The sequence below is a fragment of the Paenibacillus sp. SAFN-054 genome, assembly GCF_051966755.1.
In the GTDB taxonomy this organism is placed as follows: Bacteria; Bacillota; Bacilli; order Paenibacillales; family Paenibacillaceae; genus Paenibacillus_AQ.
On sequence record NZ_JBQCKS010000006.1, the window covers coordinates 1 to 16,914 of the forward strand.

14 protein-coding genes are annotated in these 16,914 nt (G+C 52.5%); 6 read left to right on the top strand and 8 right to left on the bottom strand.

Features of this window, described 5'->3' with window-relative positions; all coding sequences use genetic code 11:
- Nucleotides 1-462: 462 nt before the first annotated feature.
- Nucleotides 463-1,104: an NAD(P)-dependent oxidoreductase gene (locus ACTHPM_RS23100; protein WP_440397585.1), complete on the bottom strand. Its 642-nt coding sequence runs from the start codon at nt 1,102-1,104 to the stop codon at nt 463-465.
- A gap of 206 nt (nt 1,105-1,310) precedes the next feature.
- Between ACTHPM_RS23100 and ACTHPM_RS23105 the strand changes: the two genes are divergently transcribed.
- Nucleotides 1,311-1,745 carry an Rrf2 family transcriptional regulator gene (locus ACTHPM_RS23105; protein ID WP_440397584.1) on the top strand — a complete coding sequence of 145 codons (435 nt, stop codon included), beginning with the start codon at nt 1,311-1,313 and terminating at the stop codon, nt 1,743-1,745.
- Between the two features lie 130 nt (nt 1,746-1,875).
- Here ACTHPM_RS23105 and ACTHPM_RS23110 read toward each other — a convergent pair whose 3' ends face one another.
- Entirely contained in the window at nt 1,876-2,763 is an 888-nt protein-coding gene (locus tag ACTHPM_RS23110; protein WP_440397583.1) for an AraC family transcriptional regulator, read from the bottom strand.
- 101 nt (nt 2,764-2,864) lie between these two features.
- Between ACTHPM_RS23110 and ACTHPM_RS23115 the strand changes: the two genes are divergently transcribed.
- From ACTHPM_RS23115 to ACTHPM_RS23130, 4 genes are read left to right on the top strand one after another with little or no spacing between them, the layout of a single operon-like run.
- Nucleotides 2,865-4,028 carry a Gfo/Idh/MocA family protein gene (locus tag ACTHPM_RS23115; RefSeq protein ID WP_440397582.1) on the top strand — a complete coding sequence of 388 codons (1,164 nt, stop codon included), beginning with the start codon at nt 2,865-2,867 and terminating at the stop codon, nt 4,026-4,028.
- 25 nt (nt 4,029-4,053) lie between these two features.
- Nucleotides 4,054-4,911 (top strand): sugar phosphate isomerase/epimerase family protein, encoded by an 858-nt coding sequence (locus ACTHPM_RS23120; protein ID WP_440397581.1) that lies wholly within the window; start codon nt 4,054-4,056, stop codon nt 4,909-4,911.
- Nucleotides 4,908-5,987 carry a Gfo/Idh/MocA family protein gene (locus ACTHPM_RS23125; protein WP_440397580.1) on the top strand — a complete coding sequence of 360 codons (1,080 nt, stop codon included), beginning with the start codon at nt 4,908-4,910 and terminating at the stop codon, nt 5,985-5,987. The genes ACTHPM_RS23120 and ACTHPM_RS23125 overlap by 4 nt, the downstream gene beginning before the upstream one ends.
- A gap of 46 nt (nt 5,988-6,033) precedes the next feature.
- The gene (locus ACTHPM_RS23130) at nt 6,034-7,056 is read left to right on the top strand and encodes a Gfo/Idh/MocA family protein (RefSeq protein WP_440397579.1); all 1,023 of its coding nucleotides are present in this window, start codon (nt 6,034-6,036) and stop codon (nt 7,054-7,056) included.
- 169 nt (nt 7,057-7,225) lie between these two features.
- Here the strand turns inward: ACTHPM_RS23130 and ACTHPM_RS23135 are convergent, their stop codons facing one another.
- Both ACTHPM_RS23135 and ACTHPM_RS23140 read right to left on the bottom strand, forming a co-directional pair.
- Entirely contained in the window at nt 7,226-8,536 is a 1,311-nt protein-coding gene (locus tag ACTHPM_RS23135; RefSeq protein WP_440397578.1) for an S-layer homology domain-containing protein, read from the bottom strand.
- Between the two features lie 402 nt (nt 8,537-8,938).
- Nucleotides 8,939-9,208, bottom strand: a complete 270-nt coding sequence (locus ACTHPM_RS23140) for a NifU N-terminal domain-containing protein (protein ID WP_440397577.1) — start codon at nt 9,206-9,208, stop codon at nt 8,939-8,941.
- A 235-nt stretch (nt 9,209-9,443) separates the two neighbouring features.
- Between ACTHPM_RS23140 and ACTHPM_RS23145 the strand changes: the two genes are divergently transcribed.
- The gene (locus ACTHPM_RS23145) at nt 9,444-10,208 is read left to right on the top strand and encodes an SGNH/GDSL hydrolase family protein (protein ID WP_440397576.1); all 765 of its coding nucleotides are present in this window, start codon (nt 9,444-9,446) and stop codon (nt 10,206-10,208) included.
- 50 nt (nt 10,209-10,258) lie between these two features.
- On the opposite strand, the gene ACTHPM_RS23150 is transcribed toward ACTHPM_RS23145, so the two are convergent.
- The 4 genes from ACTHPM_RS23150 to ACTHPM_RS23165 all read right to left on the bottom strand — a co-directional run bounded on the left by ACTHPM_RS23150 (nt 10,259) and on the right by ACTHPM_RS23165 (nt 16,762).
- On the bottom strand, nt 10,259-12,700 hold the full coding sequence (locus ACTHPM_RS23150) for a glycogen/starch/alpha-glucan phosphorylase (RefSeq protein ID WP_440397575.1): 2,442 nt from the start codon (nt 12,698-12,700) through the stop codon (nt 10,259-10,261).
- A gap of 27 nt (nt 12,701-12,727) precedes the next feature.
- Nucleotides 12,728-13,831: a glucose-1-phosphate adenylyltransferase subunit GlgD gene (glgD, locus tag ACTHPM_RS23155; RefSeq protein ID WP_440397574.1), complete on the bottom strand. Its 1,104-nt coding sequence runs from the start codon at nt 13,829-13,831 to the stop codon at nt 12,728-12,730.
- Nucleotides 13,832-13,876: 45 nt separating this feature from the next.
- Nucleotides 13,877-15,052 carry a glucose-1-phosphate adenylyltransferase gene (locus ACTHPM_RS23160; RefSeq protein WP_440397573.1) on the bottom strand — a complete coding sequence of 392 codons (1,176 nt, stop codon included), beginning with the start codon at nt 15,050-15,052 and terminating at the stop codon, nt 13,877-13,879.
- 567 nt (nt 15,053-15,619) lie between these two features.
- Nucleotides 15,620-16,762 (bottom strand): YecA family protein, encoded by a 1,143-nt coding sequence (locus ACTHPM_RS23165; protein ID WP_440397572.1) that lies wholly within the window; start codon nt 16,760-16,762, stop codon nt 15,620-15,622.
- Nucleotides 16,763-16,914: the final 152 nt, after the last annotated feature.

Genomic DNA, 16,914 nt, shown 5'->3' on the forward strand with positions numbered 1-16,914 from the left:
GATGATCTCGCGGTCGGTTTCGTTACCGAAACCTGTATCTCACTCGTTGTTCAGTTTTCAAAGATCAAATTCTTTCATTTTCGAAGCCGCTCAGTTAGCTCAGCAGCAACTCTTATATAATATCATGTTCTTTCGAGCTTTGCAAGAACTTTTTTTCAACTTCTTTTTTCAAGCTCTTTTTTATTTCATTTCCGATCGATTATCATCGGCCGGATTTATAATGTACCACGATTAAACATACAGTACAAGCGACAAAATTTTACATATTGTATTTTCTGCAATGGGCTCTAAACCCATGAATCAATCCTATACAACAATGGGTCCGGGCACTTAGCCCCGGACCCATTAGATATCTAAAACAGATATTGACCTCAAGCAAGAGACTCGCTTCTTCTATATAAGGATAGAACGAATTCCCGAAGTGATGAGATTTATCTTTTCGTTCATAATATTCTATTCGAATTAGTTCTTCTCGCCGACCACCGTAAAGCGTTCGTTTACATGTTTAGGGTTCTCGATCTCATCCACTACGGCAATGGCATAGTCCGCGTAACTGATATAACTCTCTCCACTGGAGTTCACAAGCAAATAGTCCTTGCCTGCACGATAGTCCCCCGTTCTTTTGCCTTCAGGATCAAAAAATGCCGAAGGGCTCAGAAATGTCCATGTAATGCCTTCTGATTTCTGAAGATCCTCCAGGTTTTTGCCCTGATTGGAGGCGGTCGGGTAATAAAGACTTGGGAAATCCGGCGTATCCATGACCTTCAGGGTCTTGGCTTCGTCGGCATACAGGCTGCCCGCCCCACCGACAACGAACAACTTCGTTTGAGGAGCCCCTTTTAAGGCTTGAATAAGCACCCTGCCTGCTTCCACGTGCAGATGTTCTTCCCCTGGCGGCGCCTGGAAGGCATTCACCACAACATCAAATGTTTTCAGATCCGATGCGGTTAACTTGAATATGTCCTTCTCGACAACTAAAGAATGCTCGCCTTGGAGTCTGGAAGCGTCCCTGACGATAGCCGTCACCTCATGTCCGCGATGAACAGCCTCTCGATAAATCAAGCTCCCCGCTTTGCCGGTTGCGCCGATCACTCCGATTTTCATTATGTTTTCCTCCCCTTTGTTCACTGCTGACGGCATTGCATACTCCATCTGCATATGACAACCTGTAACCATTAAATTTACATGTAATCATGATAGTTACACTTTGTTGTTTTGTCAACCTTAACCGCCGGGGATTCGCTTGTGTCGGTAGTATGAGCATGTTATAAATGAATATATTCGTGTAGGAAGAAAGAAGGGAATCAACCGTGTCCATCAGCAGCAGATTCTCTGTCGCGATACACATTTTGTGCTTGCTGGCAATCAATAAAGAGAAAACAATGAACACTTCCGAACACCTTGCCGGCAGCGTCAATACCAATCCCGTCGTCATTCGAAAAGTCATGAGCATGCTGAAAGCAGCCGGTCTGGTTCATGTCCGGGCAGGCGTAGCAGGAGCCGAACTTGCCAAAGGGCTGTCGGAGATTACGCTTCTGGAGGTATATAAAGCCGTGAACGTCGTGGCCGAGAATGATTTGTTCAGCTCCCACGAGCATCCCAATCCGGAATGCATTGTCGGCAGAAATATTCAGCAGTCCCTGATCAAGCCGTTTTCCGCTGCCCAAAGAGCCATGGAGCATTCGCTCGAGATTGTAACCCTTGCCGAGGTAGTTCAGGACATTTTGGATACCGATAACGTATAACATTATTCATAGAGAATAGAGCTTTAGCAAAAGGCCGACTGCAAATGCAGCCGGCCTTTTCATATGGATCATGCGATCTCATCTATTTAATAGTATTACTGCACTGCTTTTGCAAGCCGGGCTGTTCCTCCTAACGCGTGCAGGCTCTATATGCCGAAGGCGACAGCCCCGTGTGTCCTTTAAACAGGCGCGAAAAGTACGCAAGCTGCATCCCGATTTGGTCGGCTATATCCGAGATGGCTGCATCCGTGTAGGAAAGGAGACGTTTAGCCTCCTCCATCCGCTTGCGCTGGACGTAATGCATCGGCGTGACGCCCATGATCTTTTTGAAGTACGGGATAAAATAGTTCGGGTGCAAATGCACGATTTCGGCCAGCAGCTCGATTTCCATCGGTTCATGCAAATGGTTGTGGATATAAGCCAGTACGTCGCCGAGCTTGCTTGATTCGGTCTGCTGCGAAAAGTCCTTCCAAAAATCCGTATATCCTCCGTCCTCCAGACAGCTCGCAAGCATCGTCAGCAGACAAGCCTGCGTGCGCAGAACCGAAAACGGCCCTCCCTTATGAAAAAGCTCCACCAGCTCCTTGAAGGTGCGCTCGATGAATGTTGGATCGCGGGCATCGCATATGTAGAGTTTGCTGTCCGCAGAAAAAAGGGGCCACTCCCCTACCTGTGCGTCAAAATGGCAAAAGTAACGCGAATAGGGATGATCCGGCTCCGTTACAGCCATCTGGCTGGTGCCTGCCGGCATGATCATCATCTGATTCGGTTTCGGCTTATAGGTGACGCCGTTCAAGACAACCGAACCGCTGCCGTCCGCAATAAAATACAACCGATGAAAAGACGGAGCGATCTCGGTCCGATTCCACCCGGGAAACCCTTCCCTGTACTGGGCATAGCTGATATTTAACGTCAGGCTTTCCGGCAGCCGTCCGGTCGGGTCAAGCGACTGTTCTATCTCTATCCCCTCCTTGTGCTCACTCCCTCTATTGTAACATTCGATATTTATACAAAACACCTTAATTTTGTGCAAAAGCCTCTTAGTCTAATTCATTCTCACAGGCTTCGTTTCAAGCTAAGCTAAGGGGGAATAGCAGACCAGAGAGGTGGAATTCCGGCATGGAAAAAGTACGCTTTGGCATTATCGGAATCGGAAACATGGGTTCTCAGCATGCATTAAGTTTAAGTGGGGATATACGCGGCGCCGAGCTGACTGCCGTATGCGATACGAATCCCGAACGAAAAGAATGGGCAAAGAATCATCTGCCTGCATCCGTGCAGTTTTTTGATACGCCGGAAGCCTTCCTGGCTTCCAAAGCGATGGACACGGTGCTGATTGCAACTCCGCATTATGATCATCCGGGCATGGCAATTCAGGCATTTGAAAACGGTTACCACGTACTGGTTGAAAAACCTGCCGGCGTATACACCCAAGCGGTACGGGAGATGAACGCAGCTGCGGCCAAGTCAGGCAAGCAGTTCGGCATCATGTACAACCAGCGGACCAATCCGCTATATGCCAAGCTGCGCGACTTGATCCAGTCCGGCGAGCTTGGAACCGTCAGAAGAACCAACTGGATTATTACGAACTGGTACCGCTCACAGAGCTATTACAATTCGGGCGGCTGGCGCGCCACGTGGGCGGGCGAAGGCGGCGGCGTGCTGCTGAACCAGGATCCCCATCAGCTGGATCTATGGCAGTGGACGACAGGCATGATGCCTAAGCGCGTCAGAGCGTTCTGCCAGTTCGGCAAATACCGGAACATCGAGGTCGAAGACGACGTGACGGCATACGTGGAGTACGAAAACGGAGCCACGGGCGTGTTCGTGACGACGGTCGGTGAAAGCCCGGGGACCAATCGTTACGAGATCAGCGGCGACAACGGCAAAATCGTGATCGAGGACGGCAAGCTGACCTTCTGGCGCCTGCGCGTACCGGAGCCTCAGTTCAACCGTGAATATACGGGCGGATTCGGACAGCCGGAGTGCTGGACATGCGATATTCCGGTACCCGCCGGGAACGGGCCGCAGCATAAGGGCATCCTCCAAAACTTCACGAACGCTCTTTTGCATGGCGAGAAGCTGCTGGCACCCGGCGAAGAAGGAATCCTCGGCCTGACCATTTCGAACGCGATGCACCTGTCGGCCTGGACCGATGACTGGGTGGATTTGCCGCTGGACGAAGAGCTTTTCCACGAGAAGCTTCAGGAGAAAATCCAAAATTCCACCTTCCGCAAAGAAGCAGCTGCGCAGACCGTGCTTGACGTCAAAGGAACGCACTAATCCGATTAGAGGAGGAATATATACGATGAAACTTTCCGTATTTACCGTAGTCACGCCGGACCTCACCCCGGAAGAATTGGTGAAATCGGCCCGGGCCGCCGGACTGGACGGCGTCGAATGGCGATTCAAGGAGGTGCCGGCAGCTTTATCGGATGAGAAGCCTTCTTTCTGGGGGAATAACCTATGCTCGATCGATCCGTCCTTATCGGAGCCCGAGCTCCTTAAGTTCAAGGAAATCACGGCGGACGCAGGCCTGGATATGGTCAGCATCACGCCTTACCTGAACGACCTAAATCTCGAAGCCACCGAGCACGTATTCCACACGGCCCGCCTGCTCGGGGCCAAGATGATTCGGGTCGGCGCCGCCCCTTATGACGGTACGCGGCCATATTCCGAACTGTACGAGGCTACGTCCCGCTATTTGAAGGAAGCGGAACGGATGGCGAAGCAGTACGGAGTAAAGGGAATTGTCGAAACGCATCACAAAACCATTGCGCCAAGCGCGAGCCTGGCCCATCGGCTCGTTAGCGGTTGCGACCCCGATCACATCGGCGTGCTGTTCGATCCAGGCAACATGGTGCATGAAGGATATGAGCATTTCCGGATGGGCATGCAGCTGCTCGGGCCGCATCTTGCGCATGTTCATGTCAAAAATGCGCATTGGGTTCAGGATGGCCGCCGCGAGGACGGGACAGCCAACTGGCGTTCAGAATGGGCGCCTATGCGGGAAGGTATCGTGAACTTCGATACCATGCTTCGGGATCTGAAGAGCGTCGGCTACGACGGCTACCTGGGCATTGAAGACTTCAGCGGGCAGTTCGAATCCAAAGAGCTGCTCCTGCAGTTCGGCGACTTCATGCGTGAAAGGATGCAGGCGCTATGAACCAATCCAAACAGGACGGAATGAATTATGCGCCGCAGGGCAAGCCCAACCATGTCGTGCAGCCCGGGGAGTTCGTCTTCGCGGCAGCTGCGCTGGATCATGGTCATATCCAAGGCATGACCAAAGGTCTGATCGAGGCAGGCGCCCAGCTGAGATGGGTCTATGACCCGGATCATGACAAGGCCGCTTCCTTTGCGGCCAAGTTTCCTGGAGCGAAGGCCGCGGATACGCTGGAGCAGATTCTTGAGGACCCCGAGGTGCGCCTCGTGGCAGCCGCTGCGGTTCCCTCCGAGCGCTGTGGGCTGGGACTTCGGGTGATGGGCGCAGGCAAGGATTATTTTACCGATAAGACCCCCTTCACATCACTCGAGCAGCTGGAATCTGCCAAGGCGAAAGTGAGAGAAACCGGCCGCAAATACATGGTATATTTCAGCGAGCGGCTGCATGTCGAATCTGCCGTGTATGCAGGCCAGCTGATCCGTGAAGGCGCGATCGGACGCGTGCTTCAGGTCACCGGATTCGGTCCGCACCGCCTGAGCGCATCCTCAAGGCCGGAATGGTTTTTTCAAAAGGACAAATACGGCGGTATCCTTTGCGACATCGGCAGCCACCAGATTGAGCAGTTCCTGTTCTATACGGGATGCAAAGACGCGAAGGTGCTTCATAGCAAAATTGCGAATTACAACCATCCGGAATATCCGGAGCTGGAGGATTACGGAGACGCCACGCTTGTGGGCGATAACGGAGCCAGCCAATACTTCCGCGTCGACTGGTTCACGCCGGACGGCCTTGGAACCTGGGGCGACGGCAGAACGTTCATTCTCGGTACCGAAGGTTATATCGAGCTCCGCAAGTACATTGACGTTGCCAGGGAACAAGGCGGTGACCACGTGTATCTGGTCAACCAGGACGGCGAACGGCATTTTGCGGTTCACGGGCAGGTCGGCTATCCGTTCTTCGGCGAGCTGATTCTCGATTGCCTGCACCGTACCGAGACGGCCATGACGCAGGAGCATGCCTTCAAAGCCGCCGAGCTGTGCCTGAAAGCCCAGGAAATGGCGGTCCGCATCTCTTAGTCTTTCGCCATGCCTACGCCAAATTCAACAGACAGGACGGGATAACATGAGCATAACTGGAGCAGCTTTGATCGGGTGCGGGGCCATTTCGCCCCTGCATGCGGACGCGATCACGGAACTTGGACATGCGAAGCTCCGCCTTGCGATCGATACGGACCTAAAGAAGGCGCAGAAGACCGCGGAACGCTATGGCTGCGAAGCGGCTGCCGATTATCGGATGGTACTGGAGAGGGACGATATTCAGGTGGTGCATCTGTGCACCCCCCATCATCTCCATGCGGAAATGGCCGTGGAACTGCTGGCGGCAGGCAAGCATGTCCTGACCGAAAAGCCGATGGCCGAGAATGTGGCTTCAGCCAAGGGTATGCTCGAAGCCGCGCAAACCAGCCAAGCTCAGCTGGGCGTTACGTTTCAGAACCGGTACAACGCCGCCTCGCAAATGATTCATGAGTATATTGCTTCCGATCTATTGGGCAAGCTCGTCTGCATGAAAGGCATCGTTACCTGGCACCGGGATCAGTCCTATTACGGGAGTGCGGCATGGAGGGGCAAATGGGCCACCGAAGGCGGAGGAGTTCTGATCAACCAGACGCTGCATACCCTGGACCTGCTGCAGTGGTTCGGAGGCTCTATTGCCTCCGTAAAAGGCAGCGTTACGGCGGATTGTCTCGGCGATATGATCGAAGTGGAAGACACCGCGCATGCTTGCATCGATTTCACCAATGGAGCAAGGGCGCTCTTTTACGGGACGAACGTCTATCGAACGGATTCTCCCGTGGAGCTTGAAATCGTGTTCGAGAACGGAACCTTGCAGCAGCGCAGGGATACCTTGTATCTCTGGAAGGACGGCAAGGAAACGCGGCTGTGCGAACCGCCGGCGGCCCCACAGGGAGGCAAGTCGTATTGGGGGACCAGCCACCAGAAGCTGATCGCCGACTTTTACCAGCATATCGAGGAAGGGCGCCCTTTCTGGATCAATGCGGAAGAAGGCATGAAAGCGCTCCGGCTGATTACCGATTTATATGACGATACCCGAAGCCGCCAAGGCCTGCGATTTCCTCCTGCATAAGTTCAGGTATGGCAAGACCTCAGCAGCAAACGGAAGCACAATACCCTGGCCATAAGCCCGGCAACCCTATATTTAATCGTACAAAAAGCTCCCAAACAGACGGCCTGCCAAGCAAGGGTCTGTCGGGAGCTTTTTATCGTGTATAGCATGAAGGAGGTCTACCCCCGGATTACTTCTTCGCCGCGACCGAGAACACGACCGTTCTCTGCGCGTTATCCACGAGTGCATTGACCGTATACCCGCCCACGTTCGCTTGTTTGGATGCAAGCGCGCGTCCTGCCTCTACTTCAGTGCATATCGAATCGAACCATCGTTGAAAGAGTGCCGCATCGTAGCTGAATAGCTGATTCGCGAACAGATCGATCGATTCCTTGTTCCGGGCGATGGTACCCTCACGGAGACGTACCGTGATGCCGTAGGTGTTAAACGTCGGATCCAGCCATATGGCTGCCTCCTCCTGCGGCACAGTCGTGCCGGCCCCTACGTTGCCGATGCCCGAGCTTTGCTGAACGGCCTTCTTCTCCTTCTCGTCCTTATACAGCCGCAGCGTCGTTTCGTATAAATCATAATTGGTGCCGCGCAGCTTGCCCGCCTTGATCAGCGTTTCGTAGGCGTCCCACATCTGCTTATCCGGGAAAGCCACGATTTTCTGACCGCCGCCTGCCGTTGGCACGAGGCGCTGAAGCTTGTCCGATTCCGGCTTGATCGGAACGCGCTTCGCCTTGTCCGTCAAACGGTTAAGAAGCACGAGCGACTCCGCTCGGGTCACGTAACGGCCAACGCCGAAGCTGCCGTCCGGATAGCCCTGCATCACGCCCTTGATGAGCGACTCGGCAATAAACTTTTGCTCGCGGTCATTGGCACTCGTCAAGTCGCCGTAAGCCTGCGCCACCTGGCGGCTGAACTGCTCATCCTCCAGAAATTCCGTTTCCTGCAGCGTATAATACAGGATTTCGGCGACATTCTCCCGGGTCATATCGGCCTGAAAGTCGCTAAAGCGGCTTTTGCTCAAAAAATTCAAATCGCTGGCCACGTCGATGTACGGTTTGGCCCAGTATCCGGTCATCGCCGGCTTGAAATTATAATAACGGTAATCCTGCTTCAAAATAGTACGGTTTTCATCGGATAGCGAATCAAGAAACGCTCCCTTCCAGCTCCGTTCCAGATTGGGATGAAGATCGCTGAAGGACAATATCAGCATTTTAATGAATTGGTCCACCTTCACCGGCTCGTTCGGCCGGAAGCTGCCATCGGGGTATCCATCCAAAATCCCCTGCCGCACCATAGCTTCGATCTGCTCCTGGGCCCAATGCCCCTGGATATCCGTAAAAGCAGCCCGCTGTGCGGTCGCTGCTGCAGCTTCAGCGGCAGGCAGCCCTCCGGTCATCCCCGCGCCGCTCACAAGTCCCGTCAAAAATAAGGCGGAGAGCATGATCCGCACGGAAAAAGAAAGCTTTTTTCTAACTAAAGATTCATTCATTGCTAGGCCTCCTGCATTAGTAAGGTCTCCTGCTTGCCAAGCAAGCCAGTTACCAATCGTCACTATTATTCAGAAAACCACAATTGCCCCGCCTTGTGAATAGGCCAAACGGGTACGACGATTGATATCTGCAATCAGGAATACAAGACTAAGACATGATAACCAGAGGCGCCTTCTCAGCATATGGAATATAGGCTATCAGTCTGTGGATTGCAGAACTTTAAGCCTATTAACAGACGGAGCCCTTTTTCAGGCAGAGGATTTTGCTACGTTACGTATAGGTGATACAAATCGAATGATACAGCTGAGGCTAAAAGGGGAGTTTGAAAATGAAGAATAACGCAAACATCGCTGGTGCTTAAGGCACCAGCGATGCGGATTGCAGGCACATTCATGCCGTACTTATGCGTAAACCGAGTTAAAGGCCGCTTCCACCTGCGGAAGAATGTCGTCCCAGTCCGCTTCCGGCGTCTTGCTGATCGTCACAAAATCCCGGATACCGAAGATGTTGTCGATACCTTCAATGCTAAGAAGCGCACTGGCCAGCGGGTGATCCGTTTGATCGCCGCTCTTCAAAGAGGTGCTCTTTGGGCCTTCGAAGATCGTTGTATTCGTGTTGATTTTGATGGAATTCGGATTGGGTGTGGCTTGAACATGGAATTGCACGGTCATGTCATCACTCCTTTTTGTGGTGATTATACCATGCCGGGACAAGACTTACGAATCGCCGGGTTGCTGCAAGGAGGCATTCTCCCCTTCTCGAGCACCCCAGGTCCCCCTAGAAAACCTCGCGTCACATGTCAAAATTGCCCATGATGACCCGTTTCCTTCCCTTGCGACACTTGCTTTACCGGAAGCGACTACACTACAATAGAGGAAGAGTAAAACATGGAAACGGGGTGAAGCTGTGGGTGGATTTAATCTGGACTTTGGGGATGACGGTGCCAAGTACATCGTATCCGGAGATTCGATCTCCAAAGGGGTCATTTACGACGAGACGCGTAAAAAGTACGTGATTCTGGAGGACAATTACGTGTCTCTTCTCCAAAACAAGCTGAAAGGCGCGGTCCGCAATACGGCAAGGTTTGGTAACACGCTGCTCAAGGGCATAAGCAACCTGAAAAAGGATGTGCTGAAGGAAAAGCCGAACATTGTGCTGATCGAATACGGCGGCAATGATTGCGACTTTAACTGGAACGAAATCGCGACGGATCCCGATGCCGAGCATCACCCGAAAACGGACTTTAATACGTTTGAGGCGATGCTCATCGAAACCGTGAACGAGCTGAAAAGCCAGCAAATCATTCCGGTACTCATGAGCCTTCCCCCGCTGAATGCGGACAAGTATTTTCAATGGGTCAGCCAGAACAACCCGGAGGCGGAGCGGAACATCCTGAAATGGCTCGGCAGCGTCACTAAAATTTATTGGTGGCAGGAGCGTTATAATTCAACCATCCTTAAGGTGTCCGAGCTGACCAAAACCAAGTACATCGATGTGCGGGGCGCATTCCTGGCGCATCCCGATTTCACGAAGTTCCTGTGCTCCGACGGCATACACCCGAATCGGGAGGGCCACCGCATCATTTGCGACAAGGTCGTGGAATTCGTCAAATCGAATTACAGACACTTGCTGCGGGACGGCGGTACAGGTCCGATCGCATACGAATCATAGCAAGCATAAGAACGGCAGCCCTCGGGGCTGCCGTTCTTCGTTTAACGTCATTACACTTGGATTGCCGGGCGCGTCGGACGGATATTCCAGATGTCAGCGGCATAACGGTTAATGGTGCAATCGCTGGAGAAGTGCCCCGCATGCGCAATGTTGACGATGGATTTCGCTGCCCAGGCCTGTGCATTCCTGTATGCCTGCTCGACGGCAGCCTGCGTATCCGCATAGCTCCCGAAGTCCCGGAGGACGAAGAACTCGTCATTATGATCCATAATGGACTGATAGATCAGGCCAAACTCGCGTTCATGACAGCAGAACGGGCCGGCGGACACCAGCTGATCCATCACCCGCTTGATCTTCGGATCCCGGTTATACATCTCCCTTGCCAGGTAACTGCCGGTGCGGTAATACTCGAGCACTTCCTCCGACCGCAGACCGAACAGGAACATGTTATCGTCGCCGAGCATTTGGTGCATTTCCACGTTGGCTCCGTCGAGCGTGCCGATGGTCAGCGCTCCGTTCATCATGAATTTCATGTTGCCCGTACCGGAAGCCTCCTTGCCGGCCGTGGAAATTTGCTCACTCACATTGGCGGCAGGAATGATCTTTTCCGCTAAGGATACCGAATAGTTCTCCAGGAACAGCACCTTCAGCTTGCCGTCCATGTGAGGATCCTTATTCACGACGTCCGCGACGACGTTGATCAGCTTGATGATGCTTTTGGCCAGATAGTACCCTGGTGCCGCCTTCGCGCCGAAAATAAAGGTGCGCGGTACCCGGTCCGCCGACGGATGATCCTTGATGTCATTGTACAGATGCATGACGTGCAGGATGTTCATCAGCTGCCTTTTATACCCGTGAAGCCGTTTCACCTGGACATCGAAGATCGAATCCGGATCGACCGCGATCCCCTGCTTCTGCTGGATGTAGTCGGCGAGCCGCAGCTTATTGCTTCGCTTGATCTTCATGATTACCTCTTGGAAGGCCGCATCATCCTTTAACCGCTCAAGCTCCAGCAGCCGATGCGGATGCTCAATCCACTCTGGGCCGATGCTCTCGGTAATGGCATGGCTGAGCTCCGGGTTCGCGTGCATCAGCCAGCGGCGATGGGTAATGCCGTTGGTCTTGTTATTGAACCGCTCCGGGAACAGCTCGTAAAAGGGCTTCATCACATCGCTCTTCAGCAAATCCGTGTGCAGCTGGGCCACGCCGTTCACGCTGTAGCTGCCGACGATGGCCAGATGAGCCATTTTCACCTGATCGCCTTCGATGATCGCCACCCGGGAGACAAGGTCCTGCTGTCCCGGGAAACGTTCGAGCAGCATGCCGCAGAAGCGCTTATTAATCTCTTCAATGATCATATAGATGCGCGGCAGCAGTTCCCGCACCATGTTCACGGGCCACTTCTCCAGCGCTTCACTGAGCAGGGTATGATTGGTATACGATACGGTCCGCGTCGTGACCTCCCAAGCCTCATCCCATCCGAAGCCCTTGTCGTCGATCAGGATCCGCATCAGTTCGGGAATGAGAAGGGTCGGGTGTGTATCGTTAATGTGAAGCGCCACTTTTTGCGGCAGTTCACTGTAAGGAAGCCCCAGCTTCTCGAACGTCCTCAGCACGCTTTGCAGTCCTGCCGAGCACAGAAAATACTGCTGTTTGAGGCGAAGCAGCTTGCCCTCATAGCCGGAGTCATCCGGATACAGAAATTCGGAAATCGATTCCACCGAGCGGTTATAATCCAAAAATTTATAATAGCTGTTCTGGCCCTCCATCCGCATTTTGGCCGGATCGATCGCCGATTCGGCGCTCCACAGGCGCAGGGTATTCACGTGAAGATCCCCGTATCCGATAATCGGCACATCATACGGTACGGCCCAGACCTTTTCATAATTGACGGTATGAAAGACGGTTCTGCCGTTCACTTCCGAAACGTCGACCTGGCCCCAAAAACGCACCTCGACCCGCTTGTCGGCCCGGCGTTCTTCCCAAACGTTGCCCTTCTGAAGCCAGTCGTCCGGCAGCTCCACCTGGTGGCCGTCGATGATCTTCTGCTCGAACAGGCCGTATTTATAACGGATGCCGCAGCCGTGGCCCGCATAGCCAAGCGAAGCGAGGGAATCGAGGAAACAGGCGGCAAGGCGCCCCAATCCTCCGTTGCCGAGGCCTGCATCCTGCTCCTGCTCCTCGATTTCCTCCAAATTCCATCCGAGTTCGAGCAGTCCCTCCCGGACCGTCTCCAGCAGCCCCAGATTCAGCAGATTGCTGCCGAGCAGCCGGCCGATCAGGAACTCCATCGAAAAATAATACACCTGCTTCTCCTGCTGCGCTTTGTATTCCTGATTGGTCTCTGCCCACTCGCGCCCGATCACTTCGCGGATCAGGTTGCCGAGAATTTTGTAGATGTCGCCGGCCGTCGCTTCTTCCATGCTTTTTCCCAGCCGGCTGACCAGCTGTTCCTTGAATGCAGTTTTGAATAATTCCTTGTTGTTAAACAAAAGAAGTGTCCTCCTGACGCATAGGGTTTAGATCGCGGTATCTTTGGCGACCACGAATGGCTTTCTCACATCGCCCTGGAGCTTGCGCCCCCGGGAAATGACGACGTCTTTGTCCAAAATCACGTTTTCGAGCACCGCATTCTCCTCAATAACGCATTTTTGCATAATGATCGAGTTGTGGATGCGCGCCCCTTCCTTTACTTGTACGCCGCGAAACAGAATACTGTTCCCGACCGTTCCGCCGATCTGGCATCCGTTCGCCACGAGCGAATTGTTCACGTCGGCCGTTTCGAGATATTTGGCCGGGACCTCATATTTGATTTTCGTGTGCACCGGCTGCTCCCGGAACAGGGAATTGTACTTTTCCGGCTCCAGCAGGTCCAGACTGTTGCGGTAATAGCTTTCCAGCGAGTTGATCACCGCATGGTAGCCCTTGTATTCGTAGCCGGCGATGTTCAGCTTTTTACGGTTTTTCTGGATCGCGTCCCTGAAAAAATGGCTTTCTCCATGCGCGATGCACTGTTTGACAAGGTGAAGAAACATCTTCTTCTCCATGATGAACATCTCCATGTAGACGTTGGGATGCTCCCTTTCCAAATGAATATCGGTCACCCGGCCGCTTTCGTCCACGTCGAGGCGGGCGCAGGCCTGATGCTCCGGCAGAAGCTGGTTCACTTTGGTGTAGATCAGCGTTACGTCTGCCCCTTGCTTCAAATGGTAATCATAGGCTTCGCAAAAATCAACGTTGCTTAAATGCTGGCTTCCGGAATACACAACGTATTTCGCCGAGCCCCGCTCAAAAAAATCCTGGTTGTTATGAATGTGCTGCAGCTCGCCCGTCGAGACATCCGTAGGATCATTCCAATCGGGAGGAAGGATAAACAAGCCGCCCCGCTTTCGGTCCAGATCCCAGGGTCTGCCCTCGCCCAAGTGATCCATCAGCGACCGGTATTTACGGCGGACGAACAGCGCGATATCCAGCACGCCCGCATGCATCATGTTGGACATTACAAAATCGATCAGCCGGTACCTTCCGGCAAAAGGCACGGCAGCGCCGCACCTGAAATACGTCAGCTCATTCAATTGGTCAAGCTCATGATCGAGATTGATCACGCCCATGAGATCCTTCATATCGTACACCGTCCTTTTTCTTCGTTCAGGATTTTGTGCCACGCCTTAATGGGTAGAAGCTGTAGATGTCAGCGGACTGCCGCCGGCCGTTTCCTGTTCATTCGTGACCAGCAGGATCTCGCTGTCCTCGCCCAAGTCTTCGCCGATGACCGTGCCGTCCTCAATCACCATGTTCTCGGTAATGATGGCGCGGTGGATGCGCACGTTGCGTCCGATCTTCACCTGAGGCATAATCACGGAATCGGTCACCACGCTGCCTTCCCCGACTTCAACCCCGTAAAAAAGAACGGAATGATTGACTTCGCCGTATACGGAGCATCCTTCATTGATCATGCAGTTCCGCACTTTCGCTCCGGGAGCGATATATTCCGCAGGCTGGTTGGGATTGCGGGTATAAATCCGCCAGGACGGGTCATTCAAATTCAGCTCCGAATCCTCGGACAGCAGATCCATGTTGGCTTCCCACAAGCTGTTGATCGTGCCGACGTCCTTCCAATACCCTTGGAACGGATAAGCATACAAGGTTTTTCCCTCACCCAGCATCAACGGGATGATGTCTTTGCCGAAGTCATGCGTCGTATCCTTCTGCTCGACGTTTTGCAGCAAATACTTTTTGAGCATATCCCATTTGAACAGGTATACGCCCATGGATGCCAGCGTACTCTTCGGTTTGGCCGGCTTCTCCTCAAACTCGTAAATGCGCAGATCGTCATCAGTATTCAAAATCCCAAAGCGCGTAGCCTCCTCCACGGTAACGTCAATGACCGAAATGGTGCAGTCCGCATCCTTTTCCTTGTGGTAATTCAGCATGCGTTCATAATCCATCTTGTATATGTGGTCGCCCGACAAAATCAGCACGTGCTCCGGGTCATATTGATCAATAAACTTCAGGTTCCGGTAAATGGCATCCGCCGTCCCGCGGTACCAGCTCGTTCCATCCTCGCGCTCGTACGGCGGTAAGACGTATACGCCCCCGCTCCGGCGGTCCATGTCCCAATCGCTGCCTACTCCGATATACGAATGCAGGACTAGCGGCTCGTACTGCGTCAGCACGCCAACCGTATCAATCCCCGAGTTAGAGCAGTTGCTTAGCGGAAAGTCGATAATCCGGTATGTACCTCCAAAATAAACCGCAGGCTTTGCCAACGTTTTCGTCAAGCCTTTAAGACGTTTACCTTGCCCGCCCGCTAGCAGCATGGCGACAACTTCTTTTCTCTTCATGGCCGATTCTCCTTTAATTAAGAAATAAGGATTCTGCTGCATAAACTGAACTGAAGAATAGGTGTCGCACTTCGTCCGTATTCCGAATGGAAACAAGGGGAAGCAAGGCTTACCTTCAGTTCATTCTATATACATTGATTAGCAGTAAATAAAAGAAACCCTATGGGAGAACCCACGATGTTCTTCTTGCCAGACAGGCCGTACGGTCAATCACCCTATCTGTTATTAAACGAGAAAACGGCTTGATAATCCTAAAAGGAAAAAAGTGGTTGATTTATCATGATGAAGAGATCGTCATGCGGTGTTGAGAGATCGGAATCACAAGCGTCCGCTAGAAGCGCGGCAATCTTGATGAGGATGGAAGAAGCGAAGTGCGAGAGGCTGTAGTTCCTATATTATATCTTATAGAAAGCGACTATAGAAGCGGAGGGGCTGAGGATGACGCATCAGCTACGAAGAAAATGATTCCATGCAAAAAACACCCTGCAGATCATCGGACGCTCCACCATTTTGGCGTGTCCCATCATCTGCAGGGTGTTAATGAAATCCCCATCGTGTTAGAGGATATTATTTACCGTGGCATTTCTTGTACTTCAGGCCGCTTCCGCAAGGGCATGGCTCGTTTCTTCCGACTTTGGGAACAACGTTTTCGGTTTCGTCCACAAGACGGACAAGCCCTTTCTGCGGATCCTTCCCCTCAATCGCGCTCAGCTCCACAAGCGTATATCCGCCATTCGACCACATTCTGGTGTGGTTGTACACTTCGGCTAACAGCGAAATCACGCGCTGTGCATGAACCGGCGTTTTGAAAGAAACCTTGCGGTTCTCGAATTGGTTGATCAAATCCTGCATGGCGCACTTATGAGTGCAGGCGAGCTGGACATCGTCCATCAGAGCCTCGACGAGCTCTTTGTCCTTGGACATGTTATTCAGCACGAATGCCTGCAGTTCGGCAAGCTGTGGCGTCATTTCGAAGTAGCTGGAATCCGCATAGCGGAGAAGCTCCTCTTTTGCCGGGATGTAGTACGGTTTGCTGTCCAAATCTTGCGTCAGCTCGGCAAGCTTGGCTTCGTCATCGCCGCTGGCTACAAACCCGTTGAACAACACGCCCTCGTGAATAAAAATATTCTGACCGCGTTCGATCATTTCACCGGCGGCATGGGAAAGCTCTTCTTCCGTGACGGCCTCATCATGCTGCGAATTGAATATATGAACAAGCTTGTCCAGCTTGATAACACCATACAGATGCGCGGCGGCGGCGATATATTCGTAAGCTTCCTGCTTGGAGCCGTGCTCCTGCTTCAGCTCGGACAGATTGATCGTGGATGCGGCGGCTTTAACTTCCTCCGGCATCACAACATGCAGCTTGCCCTCGCTGAAAAAGCTGAATACCAGTCCGCGTTCCAGAAAATAAGAATATTGTCCGAAAGGAAGCGAATTTTCCTGTATGGATGGTTCCTTCATGAGCTTCTCGAGAAGGTTCCATTCATCCGCATCCGTGACAACAACGATGGACTTCAACTGTTCGGGATCGGTCAAATATGCTGAAAGAGCATCTGCAAGCTCTTCCTTCTTCATCTTGGAACGTCCGGAAATTTGATTGACGGCGGCAAGCGAAGAAAGTCTTGATTTGGTCAAGCTGTGCAGAATTTCCGGCAAACGGGTCATCACGTCTCCAATGATGGCGTGCTGTATATTACGTTCTTCCATTTGTAACCTTGGGTCTTCCAACATTTACACCTCTTCCAGATTGATAAGCATGCGCAGCGAAAAAAAAGGGCCGCGCCTTCATCATTATACACTATTCCGACAAAATCATCTTCTATGGAAATAAAAGAGAAACGTCTTTTGTCGTACTTTCT

Coding starts and splice junctions, on each gene's coding strand:
- ACTHPM_RS23100 (WP_440397585.1), bottom strand. CDS start 1,104: ATGAAAATCGGAGTGATCGGCGCAACCGGCAAAGCGGGGAGCTTGATT.
- ACTHPM_RS23115 (WP_440397582.1), top strand. CDS start 2,865: ATGGAAAAAGTACGCTTTGGCATTATCGGAATCGGAAACATGGGTTCT.
- ACTHPM_RS23120 (WP_440397581.1), top strand. CDS start 4,054: ATGAAACTTTCCGTATTTACCGTAGTCACGCCGGACCTCACCCCGGAA.
- ACTHPM_RS23125 (WP_440397580.1), top strand. CDS start 4,908: ATGAACCAATCCAAACAGGACGGAATGAATTATGCGCCGCAGGGCAAG.
- ACTHPM_RS23130 (WP_440397579.1), top strand. CDS start 6,034: ATGAGCATAACTGGAGCAGCTTTGATCGGGTGCGGGGCCATTTCGCCC.
- ACTHPM_RS23135 (WP_440397578.1), bottom strand. CDS start 8,536: ATGAATGAATCTTTAGTTAGAAAAAAGCTTTCTTTTTCCGTGCGGATC.
- ACTHPM_RS23140 (WP_440397577.1), bottom strand. CDS start 9,208: ATGACCGTGCAATTCCATGTTCAAGCCACACCCAATCCGAATTCCATC.
- glgD (WP_440397574.1), bottom strand. CDS start 13,831: ATGAAGGATCTCATGGGCGTGATCAATCTCGATCATGAGCTTGACCAA.
- ACTHPM_RS23160 (WP_440397573.1), bottom strand. CDS start 15,052: ATGAAGAGAAAAGAAGTTGTCGCCATGCTGCTAGCGGGCGGGCAAGGT.
- ACTHPM_RS23165 (WP_440397572.1), bottom strand. CDS start 16,762: ATGGAAGAACGTAATATACAGCACGCCATCATTGGAGACGTGATGACC.